The sequence below is a fragment of the Xanthomonas sp. LMG 8993 genome (genome assembly GCF_009835065.2).
GTDB lineage: Bacteria > Pseudomonadota > Gammaproteobacteria > Xanthomonadales > Xanthomonadaceae > Xanthomonas > Xanthomonas arboricola.
Genome location: NZ_QVIF02000004.1, coordinates 401249 through 428042, shown reverse-complemented (window position 1 = coordinate 428042; position 26794 = coordinate 401249). Strand labels below are relative to the sequence as shown.

Sequence of the window (26794 nt, the reverse complement as noted above, 5' to 3'; positions counted from 1 at the left end):
AAGCAGCGCCTCGACGACGATCGCCCGACGCAATTCGTCTGGAGCTGCAAATGCCGCCCGAAGTACAAGAACTGCAAGACGCCATTGCGTCAATTCCCGGCATTACCGATGCAGCGGTGGACAAGGTGGATCTTTCTGATGTCACGGAAAGCGATTTCAGTCTTCTTCCGTATGCCGACCTGCCGCTCGGCGCGTTGAAGCGCACAAAGGGAGGCTTGGACAACGAGCTTGTCATCTCCGTCAACTTTGGTATCACGCGCGATCCGAAAGGCTTCAAGGCACTCGAGTTCCTTTCCTGGTGGGTACGCGATTCGGCGCGAGCGGGCGAGCCGATGCAGATCAGGAGCGTTGCGCTTCCACCCATCGGCGATCAGTTTGGCACGTCACTTCGCTTTTGCATCGATTATTTCTACGCTGATCCTGAGCAGGATATCGGCAAACTACTGTCCAAGGTAGGGAAGTTGGCCGTTGAGCTCAACAGCGCAAAGGGCTTATATCCTCAGGTCGTTGCGTCCTGATAATGCAGTCAGGCCAAACCTGCCACCGCGGATGTCCTCGCGCAGCTGCCGACGCAGCGGGCAATTGGGATTGCCGAGTGCCACCGCACAGTCAGGGCTGCCTGTTACTGGCCTTGGCCTGATCTCAAGCTAGGCTGAAGACGCTCGCTTCTCCATCCCTCGTGTCGTACGCCACCAATGCCTCCTGGAAGGCGTCAGCGCTGCCAACGAGGTCACCGTCACTGCTCCAGATGGCAGACCGACCCGCTCCTATGAAGGTGTCGGCGGGGCCTACACAGTTCGCCATCAAGACAGTCATGGAATGCATTTTTGCAATCGTCGGATAATGACTGTAGGCCGATGTCACGCCTCTTTCCGACTTGGCCACGCTTGCCAGGTACACGCCAGCACCTGACGCTGCAGCTTGTTCTGCATGGCTTGCCTGCAGTGACTCATAGCAAATGGCAGGCGCCAACAGCTGATCTGCGTGTCTGAGCACAAGCTGCTCGGTACCGGCGGTGAAGAACGGGAACTCGTCGGGGTGTAACTGCTGTTTGGAGTAGCTTGTGCGCTCCAGCCCCGGTTGGAAGCAGAGCATGCTGATTTCGGTGCCTTTTGCCCCCTTCGTGGGTACTCCAACGGCGATGAGCATGCCGTACCGGTCACTTGCCAGCTGAAATTGATCAAAGCGCTGATCAGCGGGCTGCACCGCCAGCGCCTGCGCCAATCCGGGTTCGTAACCGGTGAGGGAAAGCTCGGGAAAGACCAGCACATCCGCACCCTTGCTCGCCGCCAGGCGAATGACATCGAGGTGCTTACTGATGTTCTCTTCGATTTGGCCAGGCGTCGAAAGGATTTGCGCAGCTGTCAGCCTCATTGCCTGTCTCGTGTCCACGTGTTGGGGTTTGAGCGTAGCGGATTCCGAAAGGCGGGTAACCAGAACGCGCTTGAAAGCCCGGATATGCTGCTCGAACGCCTACACTTTTGAAAGCGAGACGTCTTGCCTGGATGCCCATCTTCAGCGCCGGTCTCAGGAGGATAGGTTGCCCGGATGGTTACCGGTCGTCTCCAGCGTGATTGGTTGTAGATCAGGGTGCGCCGCACTGAAGCAGGGACTCATTTGTTGAGCACCTTGGTTGTCCACACCTGGTCGTAGTCGGCATTGTGTGCCTTGGTGAATCCGTTGGCATCGCTGCGTCCATCGTCGACTTTCTGGCCATCCTTGTAGATCACGTAATGGCGCCCGCCGGCAGCCTGGTCGCCGTGGTAATGCAACTGCATCCGGTACACCAACCTGCTCTCTTCCGCTGCCGGTGTTGCCTGTTGAGGCTCACCGTTGCTGGCCATTGGCTTTATCTGCAACAGCGGCGTCGTCTGCTGCGGATGGGTCACGACCCAGCGCCTGAAATTGGCCTGGTCCTGCGCTGACGCCTGCCTGGACGCTGGCCAGATGTAGAGAAAGGTTGCCGGCGTATTGGATGCTGTACTGACGGCCGGCATGTGCCACTCGTAGACCTGTTGCTTGCCGTCGGCTGTCGTCATCTCAAGCAGGCGGGCACTGCCTTGCGATGGGTTGCCGGCGGCACCCGACAGTTCACTGATCGGTGCCAGGCCGGAGTCCGGTACGGCGCCCGCCAGTGCCAGTAGCAGATCGCGCTGGTTCGTCACTTCCTGCTCGTTCAACGACAGCGAGCGCAGGTAGCGCGAACGCAGACTGAAACGGTAGCGTGCCCCCTGCAGGGTGAATTCTCCCTCGACCCTGGAGGCTTCGTGCCAGTCGTGTCCGGGTGCCAGATTGACGGTGCCGTGCATGACGCAAAACCCCTGCTGGGACTGTGCCGCTGGCGGGAAGGGCGATGCGCTGCCGGTGATCGAGGCCAGGATTTCCCTGGTGCGCCGTTCGGTGATGTCTTGCAGGCGGCTGATGGCCGTCTTCTGGAAACGAAAGGTGGTGCCATCGCGATGGGCGAAACCGGTGACCTGTACGACATTCGGGTCGAGCGGCAACGCGTCTTCCGCGTGTGCGACGATGACCCTGCCATCGTCCTGTGCCAGCCTTTCCACCGGCTTGATCAGTTGGCGCACCTTGCCATCGCTGGCCGATGCTTGTGCGCTCAGCAGGCGCTGCTCGTAGCCGGCGGCGTCTTCGCGGTAGGTATCGATGTCGCCCCAATAAAACTGCGCGGAACTCCCCAGAAAGTGCAGGGGCACATCGGTCGTCACGGCAAGACGCCCGATGCAGTAACTGGTGTTGACGGGATTGTCCGCCGACGGCGGCAACGATTTGTTGGTGGTGTTGGTTGTGCTGCAAGCGGCAAGCAAGGCCATGGCAGCAAGCAGCGGTGCGCGCATCAAACGCGTGGCGGAACGTCTCAACGCAATTCCTTCAAAACAGCAATCGGCAATGATAGATGACGCCGGTCTACGCGGTGCGTCACCCCTAACAAGGTCCTCTGGCGCGTCCTGCTGCTATCAGCATCCACCGTACCGCTGCGGGATCGAGCGAGCCGAATTCGTTGTGGTCGTTGCGGGCCACCGTAAACCGCACTGCACCGCTTGGCATCGGCTTTTATGTCGCGCGGTGGTCGATGGCGTGCCTGCCTCGATGCGCCTGCCACTGCAGGCGTGCGGCGCACCGGGGGGCTAGGCTTGCGATTACTTCTTTCGGTACACCCCGCCGAAGGAAACGTTCATTCCGCCGCATTCCAGGTTGTCGTCGGCCAGCAGCATGTCGCCCAGCAATTGCAGGCGCACCTTGCACGTGTCTTCGTTGACCTCGACGCGGTTGCCTTCTGGATAGCCGCGCGCGGTGACCGAGCCCGTGTGCGGACCGCCCGGCGTCTGTTCCGGGTCGGGAAAGGCGCTGGGCCAGTACGCATCGCCGTTGACGGTGATGCTGCCGTCTGCGTTGGTGGTCAATTGCAGCGTGTTGTCGCCGTCGTGCCAGTGGCCGTTCCACGCCTGCGCTGTGGGCGTGGCCGCGCTTGGCTGCATCTGCAGGCTGGACTGTGCGACCCAACCAGCATTGCCGCCTCCCTTGTTGGGATAGAGCACGCAGACGTAGGCATTGCGGCGCTGCGCCGTCAGGACGATATCGTTCTTGACCACGTAGGCGCGTCCCTGGCATGCGGCCCCGCCCGTGTCCGGGCAGCCATCGGTGTCCTTGAGCAGGTACAGGCGCGGCGGGATGACCTTGCCGAGTGAGAACGCCACCGGCGCACTGGTGAACAACCCATTGCGGCAGGTGGCATCGTCGTCGGCAGGCGCGGCGTGGACCAGCGGCGAAACGCCCAACAGGGCAAGCATCCAGGCCTTGTGCATGGCTATCACTCCAAATGTGGCGCGGTAGTGTGCGGCAAACCAGGCCGTCTTTCAGCAGGAAAGTGCCACCACACGCCACGCATGCCACAGCTGCGCTGACCACGTCCAGGTCCACGCCCGCGCGCAGGAGCGGGCCGCCGATTGCGGCGCGGTGACGCGTGTGGTGCGGCGTTGTGCATTCGCCTCCGGGAGATGCGTATGTCTGAATCACGCAGTGGACGTGTATGAGCCTTCTTCACCTGGGCAGGCAGATGCTGCTGTCTCCAATCGAGAGGGAGTGGAGCATGAAACAGTCACTGTTGGTCCTGTCCATCGTCGCGGCGCTGGCGCTCGCTGGCTGCAAGCCGAATGCCGACAAGGAGGCCGCAGCGCCTGCCGCGTCCACCGAGCCGACGCCGACCGGTGGCGCGGCGACCCCGACCACGCCGCCTGTCGGCGAAGCCAGCCCGGCGCCTGAAGGCGCGGCACGCGCGAGTTCCGGAGACGACATCGCCCTTGGCTTGCTCGGGGCGGTGGACAAGCACGAGATCGCCGCAGCGAAGCAGGCGCAGGACAAGAAGGTCACCGGCGCGGTGCTGGACTACGCGAAAATGATGGAGAAAGAGCACACCGAGAATCTGGACAAGACCAAGGCGCTGGGGACGCTGGCCGAAACCCCGGACGTCAAGAAGCTGGAAAGCAAGGGCGAGCAGGACCTGTCCACGCTGGGGCAGAAGTCCGGCAAGGACTACGCGGCGGCCTACATCGATGCAATGATCGCCGGGCACAAGGACGCGCTACAGCTGATCGAGACGCAGATGATGACGGTGGCGTCGACCGAGCCGGTCAAGCAGCACCTGACCGAGACCAAGACGCACGTCGAGCAGCATCTGGCAAAGGCGGAAGCCATCAAGAAGGCGATGTGAGCGTGGGCGTGGGCGTGGCAGATCGCCGGTCTGCCACGCCTGGTCTGCAAGCGGCGAGTGAGCGTTACGTCGCCATCTTGAGCTCTAGGGACCTGCGCGGACGTCGATCAAACGTGCTCTGGCAATGCGTTCGAGCCCACGTCGCGTTGCCGTAAACGTGATGGCAACCGACCTTATGCTCAGCGGCAACGATCGAAGGTTCTGACACCCGAGCAATACGAAGAACTCAGATAGACGATCTCATCGACTCCATCCTTGTCCAGGTCGACGACCTGGACGAAGCCGGCGTAGTCCTCCTTGACGATGTCGTCGTTGACGCTGACGTGTTGCCAAAGCCCTACGATCTCTCCGGCACGGCTCGGGCTCAGCCTCTGATCCTTTGCCGTTGCAATTGTGGTGATGGCCAGCAGCGCTGCCATGACGTAGCTCCGCATCCTTGCTCTCCCTGCAGGTTGAGGCCATAGCCTACAACCCTTGGGAGTTGGCCGGCGCTGCCTGAGCCCTCACCACAGCCGGGCTTGTTTGATTTTCGTCAATTCCACCGACACATGAAATTCGCAGTGGGGGTGCTTGACTGCATGGGTCAAGAATCGTTGCGGAGTTGCGCATGAGTGCAGTCACGGTAGGAAGGGTCGACCAGGCCTTGAGTAGGCAGGGGTCGATCCGGACGGGAGTTGGACTGGTGCGTCGTGACCGAGCGCCGGCGGATCTGCGGGGTGGGTCGGCCCGCGTCGTTTCCTTCGTCACGGTGCGTGCGCGCGCCGTGGTCTGCTGAGGGGGCGCCATGCGGATCTGTGTTCTCAATGAGGCAACCGGCGAGCAGGCCGGGCTGGAGCAGCGCTGCAGGTCGGCGCGTGAGGCCGGCTTTGACCATGTCGTGCTCGCGCCGCCGTTTGCACGCGACGCCGAAGGCCGGCTGAGCGAGGTCGCCACCACCGGCGAGGAAGACGCGCAGCGTCTGCGCGAGGTGGTGCAGGTCGCGCACCGGGCCGGCGTGAAGCTGCTGCTCGATGTGCGCCTGGATGAAGTGGGCGGTGCCAGCGCCGTGGTGCGCGACAACCCGCAGTGGTTCCGGGCACGCAGCACGGCGGTGCCGGACCCGCGCCAGCCGCGCGCCACGCCCGAAGTGGCCGAGGCGCGCTTTACCTATGCGCAGGAAGGTGCGGCGCTGGTGGAGTGGTGGAGCGCGCGCTTGCTGGACTGGGCCTCGCAGGGCGTGGCCGGCTTCCGCCTGTTGCAGCCGCAGCAGGTGCCGGCGCAGCGCTGGCGCGAGCTGATCGCGCGCGTGCATGCGCAGGCACCGGAGGTGGTGTTTGCGGCATGGACGCCGGGCCTGGGCATCGAAGCCTTGCAGCAGCTGGCCGGTGCCGGATTCGATGTGGCGTTCTCCTCGCTCGCATGGTGGGACGGCCGCGGCAGCTGGTTCTTCGACGAAGACACGGCGCTGCGCGCGTTGGCGTCGCAGGTTGTCGCAGTGGTGGGTGCGCCCGATGGCAAACGTGTGGCCACTGCCGGGCAGCACTGGCAACTGGCCCAGGCGCTGGGCGGTGCGTGGCTGCTGGACGAGACCCAGCTGGAGACGTTGCCCTTGTCGATCAGGGCCCGCGATAGCGTGCCGCCCAGCAGTGCCGGCTTGCGGTTGCGTCCGCTGCTGCGCGAGGGCACCGGCCTGACGGCGGTGGCGATCGAGCCGCTGGGCGGCTTGCCGTCGCTGCTGTTGATCAACGGCGATGCCGATCATGTGGTGCCGGTCCCGGCGCCGGATCTGCTGCGCCTGCTCGGCGATGCCGAAGCGCTGGTGGGCGAGGACGGCAGCACGCTCTCCGGCGCGACGCTGGAAGCATTGGAGCCGGGCGAGGTGCGGGTCTATCGCAGCGTGCCGGCCCGGCACGTGCTGGCGGTGCCGCGCATGCGCCCGCGCCCGCAGACCGCGGCCGCCTGGCCGCGCGTGTGCATCGAGTCGGTGACCCCGTCGGTCGATAACGGCCGCTTCCCGGTCAAGCGCACCGTGGGCGACCGTATCTGCGTGGAAGCCGATGCGTTCTGCGATGGGCACGACCGTATCGCAGTGGCGGTGCTGTGGCGCCCGGCCGATGCCAAGACCTGGGCCAGCGCGCCGATGCGTGCGTTGGGCAACGATCGCTGGCGTGCGGAGTTCCCGCTGGAGCGCATCGGCACCTATGAGTTCCGGGTGGAAGGCTGGCGCGATGTGTTCGCCACCTTGCATGCGGATCTGGAAAAGAAGCGCGCCGCCAACACGGTGCTGCCGGTGGACGTGCAGGAAGCGGTGGCCGTGGTGCAGGCCGCGCATGCACGCAGCAGCGGTGCCTTGGCCGAGCGCCTGCAGGCCGTCCTCACCCGCATCGGTGCGCAGAGCGAGCCGCTGCAGCAGCTGGCGATTGTGCTGGAGCCGGATACCGCGCAGGCAATGGCAGCGGCCGACGACAAGCCGTTCCGCTCCGAGACGCCGGTGACCTTCCGGGTGGAGTCCGAGCGGCGCGCGGCGCATTTCGCCAGCTGGTACGAATTGTTCCCGCGCTCGCAAAGCGGCGATCCGCAGCAACACGGCACCTTCGACGATGTGATCAAGCGGCTGGCGCATATCCGCGCGATGAACTTCGACGTGCTGTACATGCCGCCGATCCATCCGATCGGCGCGAAGAACCGCAAGGGCCGCAACAACTCTGTCACTGCGGTCGACGGCGAGCCGGGCAGCCCGTATGCGATCGGCGCGGCCGACGGCGGGCACACCGAGGTGCATGCCGAGCTCGGCGGGCTTGAGGGCTTCCGCCGCTTGATCCAGGCCGCACGTGCGCATGGGCTGGAAGTGGCGCTGGACTTCGCCATCCAGTGCGCGCCGGATCACCCGTGGTTGAAGGACCACAAGGACTGGTTCACCTGGCGCGCGGATGGCTCGATTCCGTATGCGGAGAACCCGCCGAAGAAATACCAGGACATCGTCAACGTCGACTTCTATGCCAGCGGTGCGGTGCCGGATCTGTGGAACACGCTGCGCGATGCGGTGCTTTTCTGGGTTAACGAGGGCGTGACGCTGTTCCGCGTCGACAACCCGCATACCAAACCGTTCCCGTTCTGGGAGTGGTTGATTGCCGATATCCGCGGGCGCCGGCCGGATGTGGTGTTCCTGTCGGAGGCCTTTACCCGGCCGAAGATGATGTACCGCCTGGCCAAGTGCGGTTTCTCGCAGTCCTATACCTACTTCACCTGGCGCAACCACAAGCACGAGCTGCAGGAGTATGTGGACGAGTTGAACCAGGGTGTGCCGCGCGAGTGCTTCCGTCCGCATTTCTTCGTCAACACGCCGGACATCAATCCGCTGTTCCTGCAGACCAGTGGGCGCAACGGGCATCTGATCCGCGCCGCGCTGGCGACCACGCTGTCGGGGCTATGGGGCATGTATCAGGGCTTCGAACTGTGCGAGGCCACGCCATTGGCGCCGGGCAAGGAAGAATATCTGGACTCGGAGAAGTTCCAGCTGCGCGCCTGGCCCGAGCGTGCGCCCGGCGACATCGTCGATGAGATCACCCGCTTCAACCAGCTGCGCCGCATGCACCCGGAGCTGCAGTCGCACCTGGGCACGCGCTTCTACCAGGCGCACAACGACCAGGTGCTGTACTTCGGCAAGTTCCTGGATGCCGGCTACCTGTCGCGCAGCCGCAGCATGGTGTTGGTGGCGATCAACCTGGACCCCAACGCTGCGCAGGACGCCGCAATCGAAGTGCCATTGTGGGAGTTGGGCCTGCCCGATCACGCCAGCGTGGCGGTGGACGACCTGTGGGACGGCCATCGCTTCACTTGGCAGGGAAAACAGCAACACATCCGTTTAGAGGCGACGCGGCCGTTCGCGTTATGGCGCATCCGCGCAGGAGAGGTCGCATGAATGCAGTCCCATCGTTACAAGCCGACGCGGAACAGTCCGCGGTGGTTGCAGACCAGCTTTGGTACAAGGACGCGATCATCTATCAGGTGCACGTCAAGTCGTTCTTCGACTCCAACGACGATGGCATCGGCGATTTCCCGGGGCTGATTTCCAAGCTGGACTACATCGCCGAACTCGGCGTGGACACCATCTGGCTGCTGCCGTTCTACCCCAGCCCGCGCCGCGACGACGGCTACGACATCGCCGAATACATGGCGGTGCATCCGGACTACGGCAGCATCGAAGACTTCGAGCAGCTGGTGGCGCAGGCGCATGCACGCGGCATCCGCATCGTCACCGAGCTGGTGATCAACCATACTTCCGATCAGCACCCGTGGTTCCAGCGCGCACGCAACGCGCCGGCCGGTTCGCCGGAGCGCGACTTCTATGTGTGGTCGGACACCGACCAGGAATACGAAGGCACGCGGATCATTTTCTGCGATACCGAAAAATCTAACTGGACCTGGGATCCGGTGGCCGGGCAGTACTTCTGGCACCGCTTCTATTCGCACCAGCCGGACCTGAACTTCGACAACCCTGCGGTGCTGGAAGCGGTGCTGGAAGTGATGCGCTTTTGGCTGGACCGCGGTGTGGACGGCCTGCGTCTGGATGCGGTGCCGTACCTGATCGAGCGCTCCGGCACCTCCAACGAGAACCTGCCGGAAACCCACGCGATCCTGCGCAAGATCCGCGCCACGCTGGATGCCGAGTACCCGGACCGCATGCTGCTGGCCGAGGCCAACATGTGGCCGGAAGACACCCAGCAGTACTTCGGCCAGAACGCCGACGAATGCCATATGGCGTTCCACTTCCCGCTGATGCCGCGCATGTATATGGCGATCGCACGCGAAGACCGCTTCCCGATCACCGACATCATGCGCCAGACCCCGGAAATTCCGGAGAGCTGCCAGTGGGCGATCTTCCTGCGCAACCACGATGAGTTGACGCTGGAAATGGTCACCGACTCGGAGCGCGATTACCTGTGGCAGACTTATGCCGCCGACCGCCGCGCACGCATCAATCTCGGCATCCGGCGCCGGTTGGCGCCGCTGCTGGAGCGCGACCGCCGCCGCATCGAGCTGATGACCTCCCTGTTGCTGACCATGCCCGGCACGCCGGTGCTGTACTACGGCGACGAGATCGGCATGGGCGACAACATCCATCTGGGCGACCGCGATGGCGTGCGCACGCCGATGCAGTGGTCGATCGACCGCAATGGCGGCTTCTCGCGCGCCGACCCGGCGCAGCTGGTGCTGCCGCCGGTGATGGACCCGTTGTACGGCTTCCAGGCAGTGAATGTGGAAGCGCAGATCCGCGACCAGCATTCGCTGCTGACCTGGACCCGCCGCGTGCTCAGCGTGCGCAAGCGCTACCAGGCCTTCGGCCGCGGCAGCCTGCGCTTTCTGTATCCGGGCAACCGCCGCATGCTGGCCTATCTGCGGTGCTACCAGGACGAGACGGTGCTGTGCGTGGCCAACCTGTCGCATACGCTGCAGGCGGTGGAGCTGGACCTGTCCGAGTTCGAGGGCCGCGTACCGGTGGACATCATCGGCGGCGGCAGTTTCCCGCCGGTCGGGCGGCTGACCTATCTGCTCACCGTGCCGCCGTTCGGCTTCTACGCATTCCAGCTGGTCAGCGAAGGCACCTTGCCGGACTGGCATGTGCCAAGCCCGGTGCCGTTGCCGGACTACCGCACGCTGGTGTTGCGCAGCGACACCGACGAGAGCAATGCGCTGCTGCCGCATCTGCCCACGCTGGAAGCGGAGATCCTGCCGGCCTGGTTGTCGGCACGGCGCTGGTTCTCTGCCAAGGACCAGGCACTCAAGCACGTGCGCATCTCGCGCCGTACGCCGCTGCCGGGCGCCGAGCCGATGAGCCTGCTGGAGCTGGAAGTGGAGCTGGAAGACGGCCACCACGAGAGCTACATGTTGCCGGTCGGCATCGTGTGGGAGCGCGACCAGCCCAGCACCCTGGCCGAGCAGCTTGCGCTGGCCCGCGTGCGCCAGGGCCGCGAGGTGGGTTACCTCACCGATGCCTTCGCGCTCAAGCCGATGGTGCGCGGGGTGATCGACGCCTTGCGCGACAACGCCGCGCTGGAGTTCTGCGATGGCGACGATGCCTCGCAGCAGGGGCAGGTGCGCTTCGAGGCGACACCGGCGCTGGCCACGCTGGAAATACCGCAGGATCCGGAGATCCGCTGGCTGTCGGCCGAGCAGAGCAACAGTTCGCTGGTGGTGGCCGACAAGGCGGTGTTCAAGCTGCTGCGGCACGTGGCCAACGGTGCCAACCCGGAGATCGAGATCGGCCGTCGCCTGACCGAGATGGGCTACGCCAACGCCGCGCCCTTGCTGGGCAGCGTCAGCCGTATCGATGCGCAGGGCACCATCACCACGATCGCGCTGCTGCAGGGCTTCATCCGCAACCAGGGCGATGCCTGGCGCTGGACGCTGGACCATCTGGCACGCAGCTTCGACGAGTACGCCACCGCGCAGACCGACGAATCGCGTGCCGAAGCCATCGCCGGCTACGATGCCTTTGCCGCGGTGGTCGGCAAGCGCCTGGCCGAGTTGCACGAGGCCTTGTCGCGCGACACTGACGATGCCGACTTCGTCCCGCAGCGCATCGACCTGCCCACCGCCAACGATGTGGTGGCTGGCGTCGCACGCCAGGTCGAAGAGATGTGGGACACCGTCAATGCACGCCTGGCCGGCAGCGACGATGCCACCGAGCGCGAAGCGCTGCAGGCGGTGCTGGCCGAGCGCCCGCAGCTGGATGCCTTGCTCGCCCAGGCACCGAGCGTGCTGGCCGACTCCTTGCTGACCCGCGTGCACGGCGACTTCCACCTGGGCCAGATCCTGGTGGCCTTCGACGATGTGGTGCTGATCGACTTCGAAGGCGAGCCGGCCAAGCCGCTGTCCGAGCGGCGCGCCAAGGCCAGCCCGCTGCGCGATGTGGCCGGCTTCCTGCGCTCGCTCGATTACGCTAGCGAAGTGTCGGCGCGTGGCGAGGAAGGCACCGCCGCCCGTGCGGGCGTGGGCGTGGACACGCATCTGGACGAGTTCCTGGTGCAGTTCCGCCGCCGTTCCACACAGGCGTTTCTGGACGCGTACCATGCCGTGCTCGATGCCAGTACGCACCCGTGGATCGCACCGGCAGCGTTCAACGCGGCCACCTTGCTGTTCCTGGTGGAGAAGGCCTGTTACGAGGTGCGTTACGAGGCTGCCAACCGCCCGGGCTGGCTGATGGTGCCGATCGAGGGCTTGCGACGCATCCTGCACCGCGCGCGCGCTGGTGCGGGAGACACATGATGAGTGGAGTGATGACAGCAGTGACCAATCGATGGGATCCCGGCGCAACCCGCGCCCTGGCCGAGGCACGCCATGGCGACGCATTCGCCATCCTGGGCGCGCACCCGACCGACAGCGGTCGGCTGCTGCGCACCTATCAACCGGGTGCCAACTACGTCAATGCCGTGCTCGACGATGGCCAGGTCATCGCGCTGGAGGCAGGCCCGGAGCCAGGCCTGTTCGCCGGCGCGTTGCCGGCGCAGGGCGGATACCGCCTGCGCATCGGCTGGCCCGGCGGCGAGCAGGACACCGCCGACCCGTATGCGTTCGGCCCGCAACTCAGCGACTTCGATCTGCACCTGATCAGCGAAGGCCATCATCTGCAATTGGCCGATGCACTCGGCGCCAACGCGATCGAAGTCGATGGCGTACGCGGCACGCGCTTTGCGGTGTGGGCGCCCAATGCCACGCGCGTGGCGGTGGTGGGCGATTTCAACAGTTGGGACGCGCGCCGGCATCCGATGCGGCTGCGGCACCAGTCCGGCGTGTGGGAGCTGTTCGTGCCCGACGTCGGCCCGGGGGCGCATTACAAGTACCAGCTGCGCGGCCCGCATGGGAACGAGTTGCCGGCGAAGGCCGACCCGGTGGCGCGGCGTGCCGAGCTGGCGCCGGGCACCGCCTCCATCGTGGCCGACCCCACCCCGCATCAGTGGAGCGATGACGGCTGGATGGCCACGCGTGCGCGCCGGCAGGCGCACGACGCACCGATGAGCATCTACGAGATTCATGCCGGCTCCTGGTTGCGCGAGGAAGGCGTGGACCTGGACTGGGATGGCCTGGCCGACCGCTTGATTCCGTATGTGGCCGATATGGGCTTCACCCATGTCGAGCTAATGCCGGTGACCGAGCATCCGTTCGGCGGCTCGTGGGGTTATCAGCCGCTGGGCCTGTTCGCGCCGACCGCGCGCTTCGGCTCGCCGGATGGCTTTGCCCGCTTCGTCGATCGCTGCCACCGCGAAGGCATCGGCGTGATCGTCGACTGGGTACCGGCGCATTTCCCCACCGACGCCCACGGCCTGGCGCATTTCGACGGCACCGCGCTGTACGAACATGCCGACCCGCGCGAAGGCTTCCACCGCGACTGGAATACGCTGATCTACAACCACGGGCGGCGCGAGGTGTCCGGGTTCCTGATCGCCAGTGCGCTGGAGTTCCTGCAGCGCTTCCACGTCGACGGCCTGCGCGTGGATGCGGTGGCCTCGATGCTGTACCGCGATTACAGCCGCAATGCCGGCGAGTGGGTGCCCAACATCCACGGCGGGCGCGAGAACTACGAGACCATCGCCTTCCTGCGCCGGCTCAACGAGGTGGTGCGCGAGCACACCCCGGGTGCGGTGATGATTGCCGAGGAATCCACCGCGTTCCCCGGCGTCACTGCCGATGTGGCGCACGGCGGCCTGGGCTTCCACTACAAGTGGAACATGGGCTGGATGCACGACACCCTGCATTACGCGGCGCTGGATCCGATCTACCGCCGTTACCACCATGGCGAGCTGACCTTCAGCATGGTCTATGCGTATTCGGAGCGCTTCGTGCTGCCGATCTCGCACGACGAAGTGGTGCACGGCAAGGGCTCGTTGCTCGGCCGCATGCCGGGCGACGACTGGCAGCGGTTCGCCAACCTGCGCGCCTACCTGGGTTACATGTTCACCCACCCGGGGCGCAAGTTGCTGTTCATGGGCTGCGAATTCGGCCAGCCCACCGAGTGGAACCACGACGGCGGCATTCCCTGGCATCTGCTGGATGACCGGCGCCATCGCGGCGTGCAGACCCTGGTGCGCGATCTGAATCGGCTGTATGTCGAATACCCCGCGCTGCACGCGCAGGACGATGACCCGGCCGGGTTTGCGTGGGTGGTCGGCGATGACGCGGCCAATAGCGTGGTGGCGTTCCTGCGCAAGGCAAAGCGCGGCGATGCGCCGGTGCTGGTGGTGATCAACTTCACCCCGATCGTGCAGCACGGCTACCGCATCGGCGTGCCGCAAGGCGGCCAGTGGCGTGAGGTGTTCAATAGCGATGCCGGCATCTACGGCGGCGCGAACCTGGGCAATGGCGGTGTGGTGAGCGCCGAGCAGCAGTCCATGCACGGCCATGCGCAATCCCTGCCGCTGTTGCTGCCGCCGCTGGGCGTCATCGTGCTGACGCCGCAGGGCTGATGCAGCACACACAGCGCCGGACCGCTGGTCCGGCGCTGTAGCACCTGTTAGATTGCGCGCCGTAGAGCGGCCAACACCTCGCTGCGCGCGCCCCACCGGGCGGTGCAGCCGGGGTGCCACCCGCTACGTAGGCGGCCCGGAGAGGGCTGCCGGGCACAGCCGCCGCCATGCCTTCCGTCGACCGTGTGTACGGGAGTGTTGTGCGTGGGCGTTTTGATGGCTGTGGTTTCTTCGATGGTTGAGCCGTTTATCCATGGTGTGCGCATCGCTGGATGCGCGCATGCACTGGTGCGGCCTGCACGTTCTCCGTGTGTCGGCGCGCAAGGTGGCGGCATGTGGCCAGCGCAGCTCGGTGTGTTGCCGTTCTCCGCTTCGGCGCAGGCGCAGGCATGAGCGGTTTGATGACCTGGTGTTATCTGCTCGGCGCTGCGGCGTCGGCGCTGGCGTTCTATCTGGCAACACGGCATCAACGCCTGTGGCCGCAGCGCCGGCTGTCCGCACGCGCGCTACGCATCGGCGCCAGCGCATTACTGCTGCTATCGCTGGGCTGCGCCATGCAGGCCTTGGGCACCTGGGCCGGCATCTTCGCCGCAGTGACGGCGCTGATGCTGGTGGCGGTGGCGCTGCCCTATCTGGATGCCTGGCGGCAGGCGCGCACGCAACGCAGGCAGGTGCGCCATGTGGGCTAGGTGGCTGGCCGCAGTGGTGCTGGGCCTGCCGCTGGCGGTCGGCGTGGTCGGCCTGTGCGCCCTGTTGCTGCCGGGGCCGCAGCAGAGTTACACGCTGGCATGGCTGCTGCTGATGTTTCCGGCCTGGGTGGGTGCGATGGCGCTGCCGTTCGTGTTCCGTCGCGCATCGCGCGCCTGGGCCGTGCTCGGCGGGCTGACGCTGCTGTGCTACCTCGCGCTTGCAGGCATCAAGGCATTGGGCTGGACGGAGTTGGGCGCATGAAAGCATCGACCTTGCGCGCGTTTCTGTCGGTCCACAGCTGGATGGGTCTGTTGGCGGGCATGGCCTTGTTCATCGCCTTCTACGCCGGCGCCATCACCGTGTTCACGCATGAATTGAGCGGCTGGCAGGCCACGCCGCCTGTCACACAGCGTGCGCCGGCAGATCCTGTCGCCGCCGCGCAGACCTTGCTGGATACGGTGATCGCCCGGCATCCGCAGGTGGCCGAATCCTTCCTGGTGCTGCTGCCCGGCGAGCACGGGCCGACTCCGCGGCTGTACTGGTATGGGCCGCAGGCCGAGGCCAGTGGCGGCATGCGGCAGTATCAACAGGCCGCCGATGGCCGCCTGCTGGAATTGCCGCAGCGCGTGGGCTTTGCCGATTTCCTCTACGACCTGCACTTCACCGCCGGCCTGCCACGCGTGTTCGGCACCTATCTGTTCGGTGTGGTGAGCGTGCTGTACGGGCTGGCGTTGCTCAGCGGGGTGGTGCTGTACGCGCCGGTGTTCTTCAAGGACCTGTTCGCGCTGCGGCCGGGGCACAACCTCAAGCGCCTGTGGCAGGACGCGCACAATGTGGTCGGCATGTTGTCGCTGCCGTTCCATGTGATCTTTGCCTGGTCCGGCGCGGTGTTGTGCCTGGGCGTGCTGTTGCTGGCGCCATTCCAGTTCCTGGTGTTCGACGGCAAGCTGATGCAGATCCTGGCACCGGAGTTCGAACTCACCCCGCATGTGCAACCTGCCAGGCGTGCGGCGCCGGTGTTGCCGGTTGCGGTGCTGCTGGACAAGGCGCGCGCAGCCAGCCCGGGCTTGGTACCGGAGAGCATCGGGTTCCATGATGCAGGCGATGCCCATGCACGCGCGGAAGTGTATGGCCACAACGATCAGCGCCGCCTCAACACACTCGGTGGCGTGGCATTGGACGCGGCAACCGGCCAGGTCCTGCGCGTGCTCGAACCAAGGACGATGTCACCAGGCACCTCCGCCTTGCGCGGGCTGCAAGGGCTGCACTTCGGCAACTTTGGGCATGCGCCGGTGCAGTGGCTGTATTTCCTGCTCGGGTTGGGCGGTGCGTTCCTGTTCTACAGCGGCAACCTGCTGTGGATCGAGACACGCCGCAAGCGTCGGTTGCTGGATCAACCGCGCCGCACCCACGCGATGGCGCGCCTGACCATCGGCGTCTGCCTGGGCAGCGTCGCCGGCATCTCGGCCTTGTTCATCGTCGCACGCTTGCTTGCGCAAGGACAGGAGCGTTATGTCTATTACGCGGTCTTTGCGGCCGTGCTGGTGTGGGCGCTGGTCCGCCCCACCGCACGTGGTGCGTACGAGGCGTTGCTGGCCTGCGCTGTCCTCACGGCGCTGATTCCGCTGGCCAGCTGTGTTTCGGCACATGGCCTGGTGCTGCCGTGGCAGGACGCGACGGTGCTGGTCGTGGATCTGATCGCCTTGGTGTTGGCATGGGCGTACTGGCAACTGGCGCGTGCGAGCAGGCGGCGCGGGCTGCAGGGCGATCCCAACAGCGTCTGGGCGTGGAAGCGCGCGCAACGCGCTGAGTCGACGCACTGACGTGATTGATGCCTGGCACGCTACGGTGTGCCGGGCATCAGCTGCGGCGGAGCACTTGTCGCTGACCATGCGGCTGGCCCCGAGACCTGGCCCGTTGACGCGACGGCCTCGCCGGGCAGTGCATCCTGATCGCCCGCCACCTTTACCCACACCCGATGACGGCTGCCGTCTTACGCATTGGCCTGATCTCCGACACGCACGGCGTGCTGCGGCCCGAGGCCGTGGCTGCGTTGCAGGGCTGCGCGGCGATCATCCATGCCGGCGATGTGGGCAAGCCGGATATCCTCGCCGCGCTGCAGGCGCTGGCACCGTTACATGCGATCGCCGGCAATATTGATAACAAGCCCTGGGCAGCGCAGCTTCCGCAAACGCTGGATCTGCTGATCGCAGGCGTGCGCATCCATGTGTTGCACGATCTGAAAACGCTGGCAGCGGATGTTGCTGCCGATGTGATCATCAGCGGGCATTCGCACAAGCCGTCGATACACACGCACGACGGTGTGCTGTACATCAATCCGGGCAGCGCCGGTCCGCGTCGCTTCAGCTTGCCGATCAGTGTGGGCACGCTGTGGCTGGGCGATGGCCCGCCGCGTGCGCAGCTGCAACTGCTGGAAATACGCTGACGGAAGTTGGATCCGTGCAACAGAGACGTGTGCAGGGATCTGGAGCGGCCAGCAAAAAACGACTGCACAGCCGTCATGCGTGCGCGGTCGCTGCTCGGAATCGGCGTGTACCACGCGTACTCCCCGGTTCTTAGCGTGCCGTCCGCACACATCTGACCACCGCTCGCGACGCTGTGTTGGCCACTCTTAGGCAATGCCACGCGCCGAAGTACATCGGCCCGGTACACCTGCCACTTCCGCATGTCGTGAGCATGCGGTGCATGCGATGACCGCCAGCACCGACCGCCGACAACCTGTGCTGACGTGCCTGCTTGTCCAAACCTGCCCGTGAGTCGTTCGTTGCCTGCATGTGTACGCTCGCGACCCCTGCGCTGACCTTGTCTGCACGCAGGCGGGACCATCCTTGTGCATCGAGTCGCTGCAAGGATTTTCCCCATGAATACCCGTCGCCAGTTCCTCTCCGCCGCCGCTGCCGGCACCGCGGCATTGGCCGCCGCCCCGTTGTTGGCACAGACTTCCGCACCGGGCAGCGTGATGCCCACGCGCGGCAAGGCCGCCGCATCCGCATTGCCGACCAATCCCGCAAGCAAGGGCGCACGCTATCGGCCCTCGAGTCGACTGGGCTTTGGTGGCGTGGCGATCGGCAATGGCTTTGCGCCGACCAGCGATGCGCAAAGCGAAGCGACCCTGGCTGCGGCGTGGGAGTCGGGCGTGCGGTATTTCGATACCTCACCGTGGTACGGCCTGGGCCTGTCCGAGCGCCGTACCGGCCACCACCTGCACAATCACGCTGCAGACGACTACGTGCTGTCGACCAAGGTCGGGCGCCTGCTGACCGCTACCGACAAACCGCCGAAGACGATGTGGCAGCAGCCGTCGCCCTTCGACTACCGCTACGACTACAGCGCCTCCGGCGTGCGTCGCTCGATCGAAGACAGCCTGCAGCGCCTGGGCGTGTCGCAGATCGATATCGCCTACATCCACGACCTGTCACCGGAGAACGAGAAAGACCTGGGGATGCTGTGGGAACAGCGCTTTGCCGAAGCGGTGAAAGGGGCGATGCCCGAGCTGACCAAGATGCGCAAGGAGGGCCTGATCAAGGCGTGGGGCTTTGGCGTCAATCGCCCTGAGCCGGCCCTGCGTGCGATCGAGGAGGCCGATCCGGATATCTTCCTGCTGGCCTGCCAGTACTCGCTGCTCGACCACGCGCAGGCGCTGCACGACACCTTCCCGAAGATCGCAAAGCATGGCGCGTCGGTAGTGGTCGGTGCGCCGCTGCTGGCGGGCTATCTGGCCGGGCGCGAGCGATATCTCTACGACGGCACCGTGCCGGAATGGGCGCCGGCCAAGCGCCAGAAAGCACTCGCCATCTGCGAGCGCCACGGCGTGGATCTGCGCACAGTGTCGCTGCAGTTTGCCGCCGCGCCCAAGGTGGTGTCCGCAGTGATTCCGGGTGCGCGCACGGCCGAGCAGGCGCTTGCGAATGCGGCCTCGATGCGCGTGGCGATTCCGGCAGCGGTATGGGAAGAGCTCAAGCGCGAGCAGGTGATCGAAGCGGATGCACCGGTGCCTGTGCTGGGCTGAGCTGAGGCTCACGCGTGGTGGGTGCATCGCAAACGCCTGCGCTTGCGATGCATCACGTCACACTGCAGGCATCACCTCACCCATCACGGAATCAACAGCGGCCGCAACGCAGGCACTTGCCTGGCCAGCTCGTCGGCGACAATCGCCGCGAACAGATCGGCACCTTCGGCACCCAGATGGGTGTAATCGAATGCCAGTTTGGCCTGGCCCATCGGCTCGGCACTGGCGTTGTCCTGTGCACGCGCAGTGGCGACAGCAGGCGTGGCGGGCGTCGATGTGGTTTGCGCCGGGGTCTTGCCGATGGTGGTGCCCGATTGCGCGGCTAGCACCTGCTCCGGGTCGGCCGGCCGCTGCGCCAGGCGCATTGCCAGCACCGGGCCCATGCCTTGCACCAGGGCGCGGCTGCGCGCGTGCAGGTCGATCAACGGCACCTGCAATTCCTGCGCGAGCGTGCGCGTGGCCTCGGCCCAGGGCGCCAGATCGTCCAGCAACTGACCGCGCGCGAACTGCCGCCGCGTCAATGGCGTGACCAGCACCGGAATCGCACCGGCAGCACGCGCTTCGTCTACATAGCGGCGCAGGTTGGCGGGGAATTCGGTCGCCAGGTCGGTGGAACGCCCCGGCTTGCCCGGTTGATCGTTGTGGCCGAACTGGATCAGCACATACACCTGGCGATACCCGCCGCTGCGCAGCTCGTGCAACGCGATCTCCCACGAACCTTCGGCACGGTAGTTGGACGTGCTGCGGCCGCCGCGCGCCAGATTGAGGCAGCTCAGAAACGAGCTCACATGCTGCGCGCAAAAGCTCGGTCCCCAGCCGCCCTGCACGGCGGTGGTGGAGTCGCCGACCAGCACGATCTTGCTGGCGGCAAGCGCGGGCGCAGCGGCGGTGGTGGTCGATGCCCTGGATGCGCGCGGCGTACCGACCTGCGCGGCAGCGGCCGCATCGGCACACGTCAGGCAGGCAGCGGCCAGCGCTGTCAGCAGCATCGGTGCAACAACAGAGTACTTACGCATGCATCACCTCGAAAACGACTGAACCACGGCTGCGCGCTCGCCGGAATAGGGGGCGGCCAGCGCTGCGGAATTGGCGTGTCCTGCGCAGACCTGCCAGTCTGGAAAGTTCGCACCCGTGCGTCGACCGCGCACCACATGCTGATCGCCCCGCCGGAGCGAAAGCGCTCAGAACGTACCGCGCTGGATGAAGGGCGCCTGCTGGTAGAGCCGCCGTTCGCCACCACGCGGGTCGTTGTCCATCCGGCTCGGCACATCGAACAGCAACGTGTCGCGGTGCTGCAGCGAGTACTGGCGCCAGCGCGGCAGGCCGCGATGATTCGGGTCGCCACTGCGTGCGAAGGCGAGCAGCGCCTCGCTCATCTGCTCGGCCATGCGCTGCGCAGCGGCGCCGTTGCCGGTGCGCGAGCCGGGCTGCGCAATGGTGTCGAAGACCAGCGGGATATCCAGCGTGTGGAAGGCGCCGAACTTGCCGCCGTCCAGCGGCGAGCCCCAGTCCAGCTGATATACCCAGGTCGGTGCGCCCTGGCGTGCACGCGCTTCGGCCTCCTCGACCGCGCCGCGCCACGAGCGGCCCGCCGTGGTCGCGGCAAAGAACACGTCCGAAGGCGAGTACTGCGGATACAGCCGGCGATATTCGGCAATCACCACCTGCGGCAGCAGATCGACGTACTGCTGGCTTTCCAGCCTGGCCGGCAGCTCGTCCCAGCTCAACGCGAAGTTCTTCGCGTCGTTGCCGAGAAACGCACGCGTCTCGTCGCGGGTGTTGCCGATCACCAGCGGAATCCTGGCCGATTGCAGTGGCGCGGTCGGCCAGAACGGATGCACCGGCACATTGCGTGCATCCAGCACCGGGCCGAAGTACAGCGCGCTGTTTTCCACCCGCGAGGGATCGCGCAGCTGCGCGGCAGCCAGCAGCTGCGCAACCGGCAGCGTGCGGATGCGCGCAAGCTCGCCGGGCGCCAGTTTCAAGGCATCCAGCAGCAACTGCGCGCGCTGCGTGGCCGCACGCGGGCCGGCCACGGTGACCTGCTGCCCGCTCATGGTCCAGGCGCGGTGGAACAGGCCGCGCGCGGCCGGCATCGCCATCAGGGTGGCGATCTTGGCGCCGCCACCGGACTGGCCGAACACGGTGACATTGCCGGCATCGCCGCCGAATTCGCCCGCGTGCTGGCGCACCCATTGCAGTGCCTGGATCAGGTCCAGCTGCCCGACATTGCCGGAGTCGGCAAAGCCGGCATCGCCCAGCTGCGCCAGCGACAGGTAGCCGAACAGGTTGAGCCGGTGATTGACGGTGATCACCACCACATCGCCGCGTCTGCACAGGCGTACGCCGTCGTACAACGGGTCGCTGCCGGAGCCGGTGGTGTAGCCGCCGCCGTGGATATAGAACAGGATCGGGCGCTTGCCGCCATCGCGCAGGCCCGGCGTCCATACGTTGAGGAACAGGCAGTCCTCGCTGGTGGGTTCGCTGGCCTTGAGCTGGGGCGCCGCCGCCGCATAGGCGCTGGCATCGCGCACGTCCTGCCATGGATTTTCCGGTACGGCTGCCTGGAAGCGCCGCGCGGCGGTGTCGCCGCCGTACGGGATGCCCTTGAACACGCAGATGCCCTGGTCGCGATGACCGCGCAAGGCGCCGCCACGCACGCATGCCAGCGGCGCGCTGGCGTCGCGTGGCGGCGGCGGAGCGGCGGCGCCAGCAAAGCCGGGGAGCGCTGCGGCGGCAGTGGCGAGCAGGCCGCCACGCAGCAGCGTGCGTCGGCGCGCGTCGGGCGCGGACGGCGCTGTCATCGCGCCACGTCCTGCGCCGGTCCCGATGCAGGAGCCGGCGGCTGCTTCTTGGTGACATGCGCGATCCAGGCCTGCGCCAGTTGCGGCCAGGCGGCCACGGTCAGGCCGCTGCCGCTGGCGGTGCCAAAGCCATGGCCGCCCTGCGGAAAGACGTGCAGCTCGCTCGGCACGCCGGCGCGCAACAGCGCGTCGTGCATCAGCAGGCTGTTGCGCACCGACACCACGGTGTCGTCCTGCGCATGCAGCAGAAAGCTGGGCGGGGTGCGTGCATCCACATGCAGTTGCGGCGAATACGCACGCACCTGCGCATCGGCTGGACTGCTGCCGAGCAGGCGCTCGCGCGAGCCCGGGTGCGCGTTGGCGCTGTCCATGTCGATGACCGGGTAGATCAGCAGCGCAAAATCCGGCCGCGCGCTCAGTGCATCGGCCGCATCCATCTTGGGGTAGACCTGCGCGGCGTAGCGGGTGGCCAGGCTGGCGGCGACATGGCCGCCGGCCGAGAACCCCATCACCCCGACCCGCTGCGTGTCGATGCCGTAGCGGGCGGCGTTGGCGCGGATCAGCCGCAGCGCGCGCTGTGCATCGGCCAGCGGCACGTCGGCGCCGTTCGGGTGGCCTTCGCCGGGCAAGCGGTAACGCAGCACGAACAGGGTAATGCCGGCCTGGTCGACGAAGCTGGGCGCCAGTGCGCTGCCCTCGTTGTCGAGCACGATGCGCTGGTAGCCGCCGCCGGGGGTGACCAGCAGGGCGGTGCCGTTCGGCCGCTTGGGCCGGTAGACCACCAGGTACGGCGTGCTGATCTGCTGGATGTAGCGATCGGGCAGGGCCGGGTCGCTGCTGCGTTGGATGATGCGCTGTGGCTGCGGCAGCGGCTTGTCCCCCGGTGCCATCCCCTTGGGCCACAACAGGATCCGGCTGGCCTGCTCGGCTGCGGTATCGGCGCCGGGCACCTCGGCTGCCAGCACTGGCGTGGCCAGCAGCGCTCCCACCATCACCACCGCCGTCATGCACCGGCGCATGACGTTCGAAAACGCGGCAAACACACGCGTTTGGCTTGTCTGTTCCATCCACCCCTCCCAGGGTTGCTTCGTTGCTGCGGCCAGTTTTGCCGCACTGCACATTGCCAATGACACCGGTTTACCATATACAGCACACCGTGCCACTGTCGATTGGCAGTGCAACAAAAACACCTATCAGGGAGACACCCTTGAGCAACGACGCCGCCACCCCACCATCCTCCACATCCTCGCTGTCGCAGATCGCCCAGCGCTTTGTGGAGGCACGCCGTGCAGGGGCATCGCTGCCGGACTTTCCAGGGCAGATCCCCGACGATCTGCTCACCGCCTACCAGGTGCAGGATATCGCCATCAGCCAGTGGGACGACCAGGTGGTCGGCTGGAAGGTGGGCTACATCGCCGCCGAGCGCCGCGACGCATCGGGCGACGAGCGCCTGCTGGGCCCGATCTTCTCGCACAAGCTCTGGAATGCTACCGGTGGAACAACCGAATTCCCGATCTACGAAGGCGGCTTCGGTGCGGTGGAGGCCGAGTACGTGCTGCGCCTGGACGCGGACGCGCCGGCCGACCAGACCCACTTCACTCCTGACCAGGCGGCGCAGCTGCCGGCCACGCTGTTCATCGGCGTGGAAATCGCCAGCAGCCCGCTGGCGACCATCAACAAGCTGGGCCCGCGCGTGGTGATCTCCGACTTCGGCAACAACAACGGCCTGATCCTGGGGCCGGAAGTGACTGATTGGCTGGCGCGCGACGAATCCGCGCTGACCGCCGAAACCCTGATCGACGACCAGCTGGTCGGCACCGGCGGGGCCACCACGTTGCCGGGCGGCTTGCGCGCGGCCTACGCATTTGCGCTCAGCCGTTCGGCCCGGCGCGGGCGTCCGCTCAAGCGCGGTGATCTCATCGCCACGGGCAATGCCACCGGTATCCATGACATCGAAGTGGGACAGCATGCCCTGATTCGCTTCGCCGGCATCGGCGACATTTCCTGTACGGCTGTGTCCGCCAAGTAACGCCGGACCCAGTGACCAGACGCTTGGGAGGGCGCCAATGATCACACGCAGACATTTCCTCGGTGCCGGGCTCGGTGCCGCCGCGGCCGGCCCCTGGCTGGGCGCGCGTGCCACCACGCCGATTGCCGGCGGGCAGCTGCTGACCGCCACCGATGTGCATGTCGGCGACTACCCCACCGTGGAGGCGGTGCGGTGGTTCGGCAAGCAGCTGGAGCAACGCAGCAACGGCCGGCTCAAGCTGCGCCAGTACCACTCCGGCCAGCTGGGCCGCGAGTCGGAGGCGATCGACATGGCGCGCTTTGGCGCCATCGACATCACCCGGGTGTATTCGGGCGCGTTGAACAACGCCTTTCCGCTGACCCAGGCGCTGTGCCTGCCGTACGTGTTCGACTCGGTGCCGCACCTGCGCCGCGCCATCGACGGCCATGTCGGCGACAGCGTGCTGCGCAGCTTCGAGCAGCGCGATCTGGTGGGCCTGGCGATCTACGATTCCGGTGCGCGTTGCTTCTACAACACCAAGCACCCGCTGCACCGCCCGGAAGATCTCAAGGGCCTGAAACTGCGCGTGGCCTCGTCGGACATCTTCCTCAAGCTGATGCGCATGCTGGGTGCCAACCCCACCCCGATGTCGCTGGGCGAGACGTTCTCGGCGATGGAAACGCACATGATCGACGGTGCGGAAAACAACATGCGCAGCTTCCAGTCCAGCCGGCATTTCGAAGCCGCGCATTACTGGTCGCAGAGCGAGCATTCCTATGCGCCGGACATCCTGGTGATGTCGCGGCAAAGTTTCGAATCGCTGCGCCCGGACGATCGCGCCCTGGTGGTGGAACTGGCACGCGCCTCGGTACCGGTGATGCGCAATCTGTGGGATGCCTCGGAGACCGTCGCGCGCAAACAGGTGATCGATTACGGCGTCAAGCTCAATCAGGTCGACATGCCGGCGTTCCGCGCCGCCGCCGCGCCGCTGCTGGCCGAATACCGCAAGCAGCCGGAGATCGAAGCGCTGTACCGCCGCATCCGCGATTTTGCATAGAGGTGACCCGATGACCGAACCCGAGACCGTCGCCGTCCCGGTCGCGCCGTTGCAGCGCGCGCTGGACCGCGTTTCCGATACCGCCGTTGGCGTGGCATCCATCGCGCTGCTGGGCCTGGTGGTCGTGCAGGGCTGGCAGGTGTTCACCCGCTACGTGCTCAACAACTCGCCCAGCTGGACCGAGCCGGTGACGCTGCTGTTGCTCAGCACCGCGCTGAGCCTGGGCGCGGCCGCCGGCGTGCATACCAACCGCCACTTCGGCTTCTACCTGCTGGGCGAACACGTGCCGCCGTTGGTGCGCAGGGTGTTCGACCTGATCCGTCCGTTGATGATCATGTCCATCGGTGCGGTGCTGGCGTGGTGGAGCGCGGCGCTGCTGCTCGATGGCCTGGATATCAAGATGGCCGGCGCGCAGATGCCGCAGAGCATCAACTACCTGCCGCTGTCGATCGGCGGTGCGCTGATGGTGATCTTTGCCTTGTACAAGCTGTGGCGTGTGCTGCGCCCGATCCAGGCCGGAGGAGTGCGCTGATGGGCATTGCGATGTTGTTGGGAACCTTCGTGGTGCTGCTGCTGATCGGCGTGCCGGTGGCGTATGCGCTGGGCGCGGCCGCACTGGCCACGCTGCTGTATCTGGACCTGCCCACGGTGGTGCTGGTGCAGCAGATTTCCGCTGGCAGCGGCTCGGCCTCGTTGATCGCCATCCCGTTGTTTATCTTCGCCGGCGAACTGATGCTGCGCGGCGGTATCTCAGAACGCCTGATCGCGCTGGCCTCCTCGCTGGTGGGGCGCGTGCGTGGCGGCCTGGGCCAGGTCAGCGTGCTGTCGTCGCTGTTCTTCGGCGGCGTGTCCGGCTCGGCGATCGCCGACGTCTCGGCGGTCGGCGGCACCATGATCCCGCAGATGATCAAGCGCGGTTACGACCGCGACTACGCGGTCAATGTGAGCATGACCGCCGCGCTGGTGGCGTTGCTGGTCCCGCCTTCGCACAACCTGATCCTGTTCTCGGCCGCGGCCGGTGGCGGGCTGTCGATCGCCGACCTGTTCGCGGCCGGTATCTTCCCGGCGCTGTTGATGACCGCGGCGATGATGGTCACCGGCTATGCGGTGGCCCGCCATCGCGGCTACGGCACCGAGCCGTTCCCCGGCTGGCGCGCAGTGGCGCTGCGCCTGATCGGCGCGTTGCCGGGCCTGGGCCTGGTGGCGTTGATCTTCATCGGTATCCGTGCCGGCATCTTCACCGCGGTGGAGAGCGCGGCGATCGCGGTGGTGTACGCCTTGATCGTCACCGCGCTGCTGTATCGGCAGCTACGGTGGGCCGAGTTCTTCGCCGCGGTGACGCATGCGGCGCGCACCACCGGCGTGATCCTGTTCGTGATCGCCACCGCTGCGGTGTTCGGCTGGCTGCTGGCCTACCTGCAGGTGCCGGCGGCGGCGGTGAAGTTCCTGCAGGCCATCGCCGACAGCAAGAACACGGTGCTGCTGATGATCGTGGTGATGCTGTTGCTGCTGGGCATGTTCATGGACCTGGCGCCGAAGATCCTGATCTGCACGCCGATCTTCCTGCCGGTGGTCAAGGCCTACGGCATCGACCCGATCCATTTCGGTCTGGTGATGGTGCTGGCTGGCGGCATCGGCCTGATCACCCCGCCGATCGGCTCGGTGCTGTTCATCGGTACCTCGATCGGGCAGATCACCATCGCCCAGAGCATGCGCACCATCTGGCCGTTCTGGCTGGCGGCCCTGGGTGTGCTGCTGATCGTGGCGTTCTTCCCCGAACTGTCGCTGTGGTTGCCACGCGCGCTGCGCGCGTAAGTGCCCGCGATCCCGACTGCGTCCGTCAGGTGGGCGTCGTCGGTGCGTGGCAGCGGCCTGCACGGCGCGTGCGATGCGATGTCCGCACGCCGCGCCTCGCTCGACAAACGCCTGCCGACGTTAGCGGCGCGCTGCCCAGCGTGGCTGCTGGCAGGTAGTTCCGCCTTCATCCAGGCGGCCGACGCTCCAGGCGCTGGCCGTCGCATCGCCCCGCCGTGCGGGGA

Annotated in this window: 21 protein-coding genes and 1 other RNA gene; 15 read left to right on the top strand and 7 right to left on the bottom strand. The window is 66.2% G+C overall.

The window, feature by feature from the left end; translation table 11 throughout:
• Window positions 1-50 precede the first annotated feature (50 nt).
• Window positions 51-518, top strand: a complete 468-nt coding sequence (locus DYQ94_RS10900; protein ID WP_237474946.1) for a hypothetical protein — start codon at window positions 51-53, stop codon at window positions 516-518.
• A gap of 124 nt (window positions 519-642) precedes the next feature.
• Here DYQ94_RS10900 and DYQ94_RS10895 read toward each other — a convergent pair whose 3' ends face one another.
• The 3 genes from DYQ94_RS10895 to DYQ94_RS10885 all read right to left on the bottom strand — a co-directional run bounded on the left by DYQ94_RS10895 (window position 643) and on the right by DYQ94_RS10885 (window position 3818).
• On the bottom strand, window positions 643-1374 hold the full coding sequence (locus tag DYQ94_RS10895; protein WP_184428934.1) for a carbon-nitrogen hydrolase family protein: 732 nt from the start codon (window positions 1372-1374) through the stop codon (window positions 643-645).
• 239 nt (window positions 1375-1613) lie between these two features.
• Window positions 1614-2849, bottom strand: coding sequence for a hypothetical protein (locus DYQ94_RS10890; RefSeq protein WP_237474945.1), 1236 nt, complete (start codon window positions 2847-2849; stop codon window positions 1614-1616).
• A gap of 303 nt (window positions 2850-3152) precedes the next feature.
• Window positions 3153-3818, bottom strand: coding sequence for a hypothetical protein (locus tag DYQ94_RS10885; RefSeq protein ID WP_039529228.1), 666 nt, complete (start codon window positions 3816-3818; stop codon window positions 3153-3155).
• Between the two features lie 284 nt (window positions 3819-4102).
• On the opposite strand from DYQ94_RS10885, the gene DYQ94_RS10880 reads away from it, so the two are divergent.
• On the top strand, window positions 4103-4723 hold the full coding sequence (locus DYQ94_RS10880; protein ID WP_126965351.1) for a DUF4142 domain-containing protein: 621 nt from the start codon (window positions 4103-4105) through the stop codon (window positions 4721-4723).
• Between the two features lie 179 nt (window positions 4724-4902).
• Here DYQ94_RS10880 and DYQ94_RS10875 read toward each other — a convergent pair whose 3' ends face one another.
• Window positions 4903-5142 carry a hypothetical protein gene (locus DYQ94_RS10875; protein WP_126965350.1) on the bottom strand — a complete coding sequence of 80 codons (240 nt, stop codon included), beginning with the start codon at window positions 5140-5142 and terminating at the stop codon, window positions 4903-4905.
• A gap of 365 nt (window positions 5143-5507) precedes the next feature.
• On the opposite strand from DYQ94_RS10875, the gene DYQ94_RS10870 reads away from it, so the two are divergent.
• From DYQ94_RS10870 to DYQ94_RS10830, 9 genes are all read left to right on the top strand, one after another.
• Window positions 5508-8624 carry a maltotransferase domain-containing protein gene (locus tag DYQ94_RS10870; RefSeq protein WP_160955003.1) on the top strand — a complete coding sequence of 1039 codons (3117 nt, stop codon included), beginning with the start codon at window positions 5508-5510 and terminating at the stop codon, window positions 8622-8624.
• A complete protein-coding gene (treS, locus tag DYQ94_RS10865; RefSeq protein ID WP_126965348.1) occupies window positions 8621-11971 on the top strand; it encodes a maltose alpha-D-glucosyltransferase in 3351 nt (1116 codons plus the stop codon). The genes DYQ94_RS10870 and treS overlap by 4 nt, the downstream gene beginning before the upstream one ends.
• An 11-nt stretch (window positions 11972-11982) precedes the next feature.
• Window positions 11983-14166: a 1,4-alpha-glucan branching protein GlgB gene (gene glgB / locus DYQ94_RS10860; RefSeq protein WP_160955002.1), complete on the top strand. Its 2184-nt coding sequence runs from the start codon at window positions 11983-11985 to the stop codon at window positions 14164-14166.
• 389 nt (window positions 14167-14555) lie between these two features.
• A complete protein-coding gene (locus DYQ94_RS10855) occupies window positions 14556-14855 on the top strand; it encodes a hypothetical protein (RefSeq protein WP_054592004.1) in 300 nt (99 codons plus the stop codon).
• Complete coding sequence (locus DYQ94_RS10850) at window positions 14845-15117, top strand: hypothetical protein (protein WP_026064062.1); 273 nt, start codon at window positions 14845-14847, stop codon at window positions 15115-15117. Before DYQ94_RS10855 ends, DYQ94_RS10850 begins: the two co-directional genes overlap by 11 nt.
• Window positions 15114-16679: a PepSY-associated TM helix domain-containing protein gene (locus DYQ94_RS10845; RefSeq protein ID WP_126965347.1), complete on the top strand. Its 1566-nt coding sequence runs from the start codon at window positions 15114-15116 to the stop codon at window positions 16677-16679. The genes DYQ94_RS10850 and DYQ94_RS10845 overlap by 4 nt, the downstream gene beginning before the upstream one ends.
• A gap of 155 nt (window positions 16680-16834) precedes the next feature.
• Entirely contained in the window at window positions 16835-17302 is a 468-nt protein-coding gene (locus tag DYQ94_RS10840) for a metallophosphoesterase family protein (protein WP_065033194.1), read from the top strand.
• Between the two features lie 105 nt (window positions 17303-17407).
• Window positions 17408-17484, top strand: a non-coding RNA gene (locus DYQ94_RS10835) — sX9 sRNA.
• A 253-nt stretch (window positions 17485-17737) separates the two neighbouring features.
• Window positions 17738-18886: an aldo/keto reductase gene (locus DYQ94_RS10830; protein ID WP_160955001.1), complete on the top strand. Its 1149-nt coding sequence runs from the start codon at window positions 17738-17740 to the stop codon at window positions 18884-18886.
• 83 nt (window positions 18887-18969) lie between these two features.
• Here the strand turns inward: DYQ94_RS10830 and DYQ94_RS10825 are convergent, their stop codons facing one another.
• The 3 genes from DYQ94_RS10825 to DYQ94_RS10815 all read right to left on the bottom strand — a co-directional run bounded on the left by DYQ94_RS10825 (window position 18970) and on the right by DYQ94_RS10815 (window position 22757).
• The gene (locus DYQ94_RS10825) at window positions 18970-19902 is read right to left on the bottom strand and encodes a rhamnogalacturonan acetylesterase (RefSeq protein ID WP_160955000.1); all 933 of its coding nucleotides are present in this window, start codon (window positions 19900-19902) and stop codon (window positions 18970-18972) included.
• A 165-nt stretch (window positions 19903-20067) separates the two neighbouring features.
• Window positions 20068-21690, bottom strand: coding sequence for a carboxylesterase/lipase family protein (locus tag DYQ94_RS10820; protein ID WP_160954999.1), 1623 nt, complete (start codon window positions 21688-21690; stop codon window positions 20068-20070).
• The gene (locus DYQ94_RS10815) at window positions 21687-22757 is read right to left on the bottom strand and encodes an alpha/beta hydrolase (protein WP_160954998.1); all 1071 of its coding nucleotides are present in this window, start codon (window positions 22755-22757) and stop codon (window positions 21687-21689) included. The genes DYQ94_RS10820 and DYQ94_RS10815 overlap by 4 nt, the downstream gene beginning before the upstream one ends.
• Window positions 22758-22897: 140 nt before the next feature.
• Between DYQ94_RS10815 and DYQ94_RS10810 the strand changes: the two genes are divergently transcribed.
• The 4 genes from DYQ94_RS10810 to DYQ94_RS10795 are packed head-to-tail and all read left to right on the top strand — an operon-like array spanning window position 22898 to window position 26570.
• Entirely contained in the window at window positions 22898-23719 is an 822-nt protein-coding gene (locus DYQ94_RS10810; protein ID WP_126965346.1) for a 2-keto-4-pentenoate hydratase, read from the top strand.
• 37 nt (window positions 23720-23756) lie between these two features.
• Window positions 23757-24755 carry a TRAP transporter substrate-binding protein gene (locus tag DYQ94_RS10805; protein WP_126965345.1) on the top strand — a complete coding sequence of 333 codons (999 nt, stop codon included), beginning with the start codon at window positions 23757-23759 and terminating at the stop codon, window positions 24753-24755.
• A gap of 10 nt (window positions 24756-24765) precedes the next feature.
• Complete coding sequence (locus DYQ94_RS10800) at window positions 24766-25287, top strand: TRAP transporter small permease (RefSeq protein ID WP_160954997.1); 522 nt, start codon at window positions 24766-24768, stop codon at window positions 25285-25287.
• Entirely contained in the window at window positions 25287-26570 is a 1284-nt protein-coding gene (locus tag DYQ94_RS10795) for a TRAP transporter large permease (RefSeq protein ID WP_016901232.1), read from the top strand. Before DYQ94_RS10800 ends, DYQ94_RS10795 begins: the two co-directional genes overlap by 1 nt.
• Window positions 26571-26794 lie beyond the last annotated feature (224 nt).

Bases quoted from the DNA above. Each gene is read 5' to 3' on its own strand.
- DYQ94_RS10900 (WP_237474946.1), top strand. From the start codon at position 51: ATGCCGCCCGAAGTACAAGAACTGCAAGACGCCATTGCGTCAATTCCC.
- DYQ94_RS10895 (WP_184428934.1), bottom strand. From the start codon at position 1,374: ATGAGGCTGACAGCTGCGCAAATCCTTTCGACGCCTGGCCAAATCGAA.
- DYQ94_RS10890 (WP_237474945.1), bottom strand. From the start codon at position 2,849: ATGCGCGCACCGCTGCTTGCTGCCATGGCCTTGCTTGCCGCTTGCAGC.
- DYQ94_RS10885 (WP_039529228.1), bottom strand. From the start codon at position 3,818: ATGCACAAGGCCTGGATGCTTGCCCTGTTGGGCGTTTCGCCGCTGGTC.
- DYQ94_RS10880 (WP_126965351.1), top strand. From the start codon at position 4,103: ATGAAACAGTCACTGTTGGTCCTGTCCATCGTCGCGGCGCTGGCGCTC.
- DYQ94_RS10875 (WP_126965350.1), bottom strand. From the start codon at position 5,142: ATGGCAGCGCTGCTGGCCATCACCACAATTGCAACGGCAAAGGATCAG.
- DYQ94_RS10870 (WP_160955003.1), top strand. From the start codon at position 5,508: ATGCGGATCTGTGTTCTCAATGAGGCAACCGGCGAGCAGGCCGGGCTG.
- treS (WP_126965348.1), top strand. From the start codon at position 8,621: ATGAATGCAGTCCCATCGTTACAAGCCGACGCGGAACAGTCCGCGGTG.
- glgB (WP_160955002.1), top strand. From the start codon at position 11,983: ATGACAGCAGTGACCAATCGATGGGATCCCGGCGCAACCCGCGCCCTG.
- DYQ94_RS10855 (WP_054592004.1), top strand. From the start codon at position 14,556: ATGAGCGGTTTGATGACCTGGTGTTATCTGCTCGGCGCTGCGGCGTCG.
- DYQ94_RS10850 (WP_026064062.1), top strand. From the start codon at position 14,845: ATGTGGGCTAGGTGGCTGGCCGCAGTGGTGCTGGGCCTGCCGCTGGCG.
- DYQ94_RS10845 (WP_126965347.1), top strand. From the start codon at position 15,114: ATGAAAGCATCGACCTTGCGCGCGTTTCTGTCGGTCCACAGCTGGATG.
- DYQ94_RS10840 (WP_065033194.1), top strand. From the start codon at position 16,835: ATGACGGCTGCCGTCTTACGCATTGGCCTGATCTCCGACACGCACGGC.
- DYQ94_RS10830 (WP_160955001.1), top strand. From the start codon at position 17,738: ATGAATACCCGTCGCCAGTTCCTCTCCGCCGCCGCTGCCGGCACCGCG.
- DYQ94_RS10825 (WP_160955000.1), bottom strand. From the start codon at position 19,902: ATGCGTAAGTACTCTGTTGTTGCACCGATGCTGCTGACAGCGCTGGCC.
- DYQ94_RS10820 (WP_160954999.1), bottom strand. From the start codon at position 21,690: ATGACAGCGCCGTCCGCGCCCGACGCGCGCCGACGCACGCTGCTGCGT.
- DYQ94_RS10815 (WP_160954998.1), bottom strand. From the start codon at position 22,757: ATGGAACAGACAAGCCAAACGCGTGTGTTTGCCGCGTTTTCGAACGTC.
- DYQ94_RS10805 (WP_126965345.1), top strand. From the start codon at position 23,757: ATGATCACACGCAGACATTTCCTCGGTGCCGGGCTCGGTGCCGCCGCG.
- DYQ94_RS10800 (WP_160954997.1), top strand. From the start codon at position 24,766: ATGACCGAACCCGAGACCGTCGCCGTCCCGGTCGCGCCGTTGCAGCGC.
- DYQ94_RS10795 (WP_016901232.1), top strand. From the start codon at position 25,287: ATGGGCATTGCGATGTTGTTGGGAACCTTCGTGGTGCTGCTGCTGATC.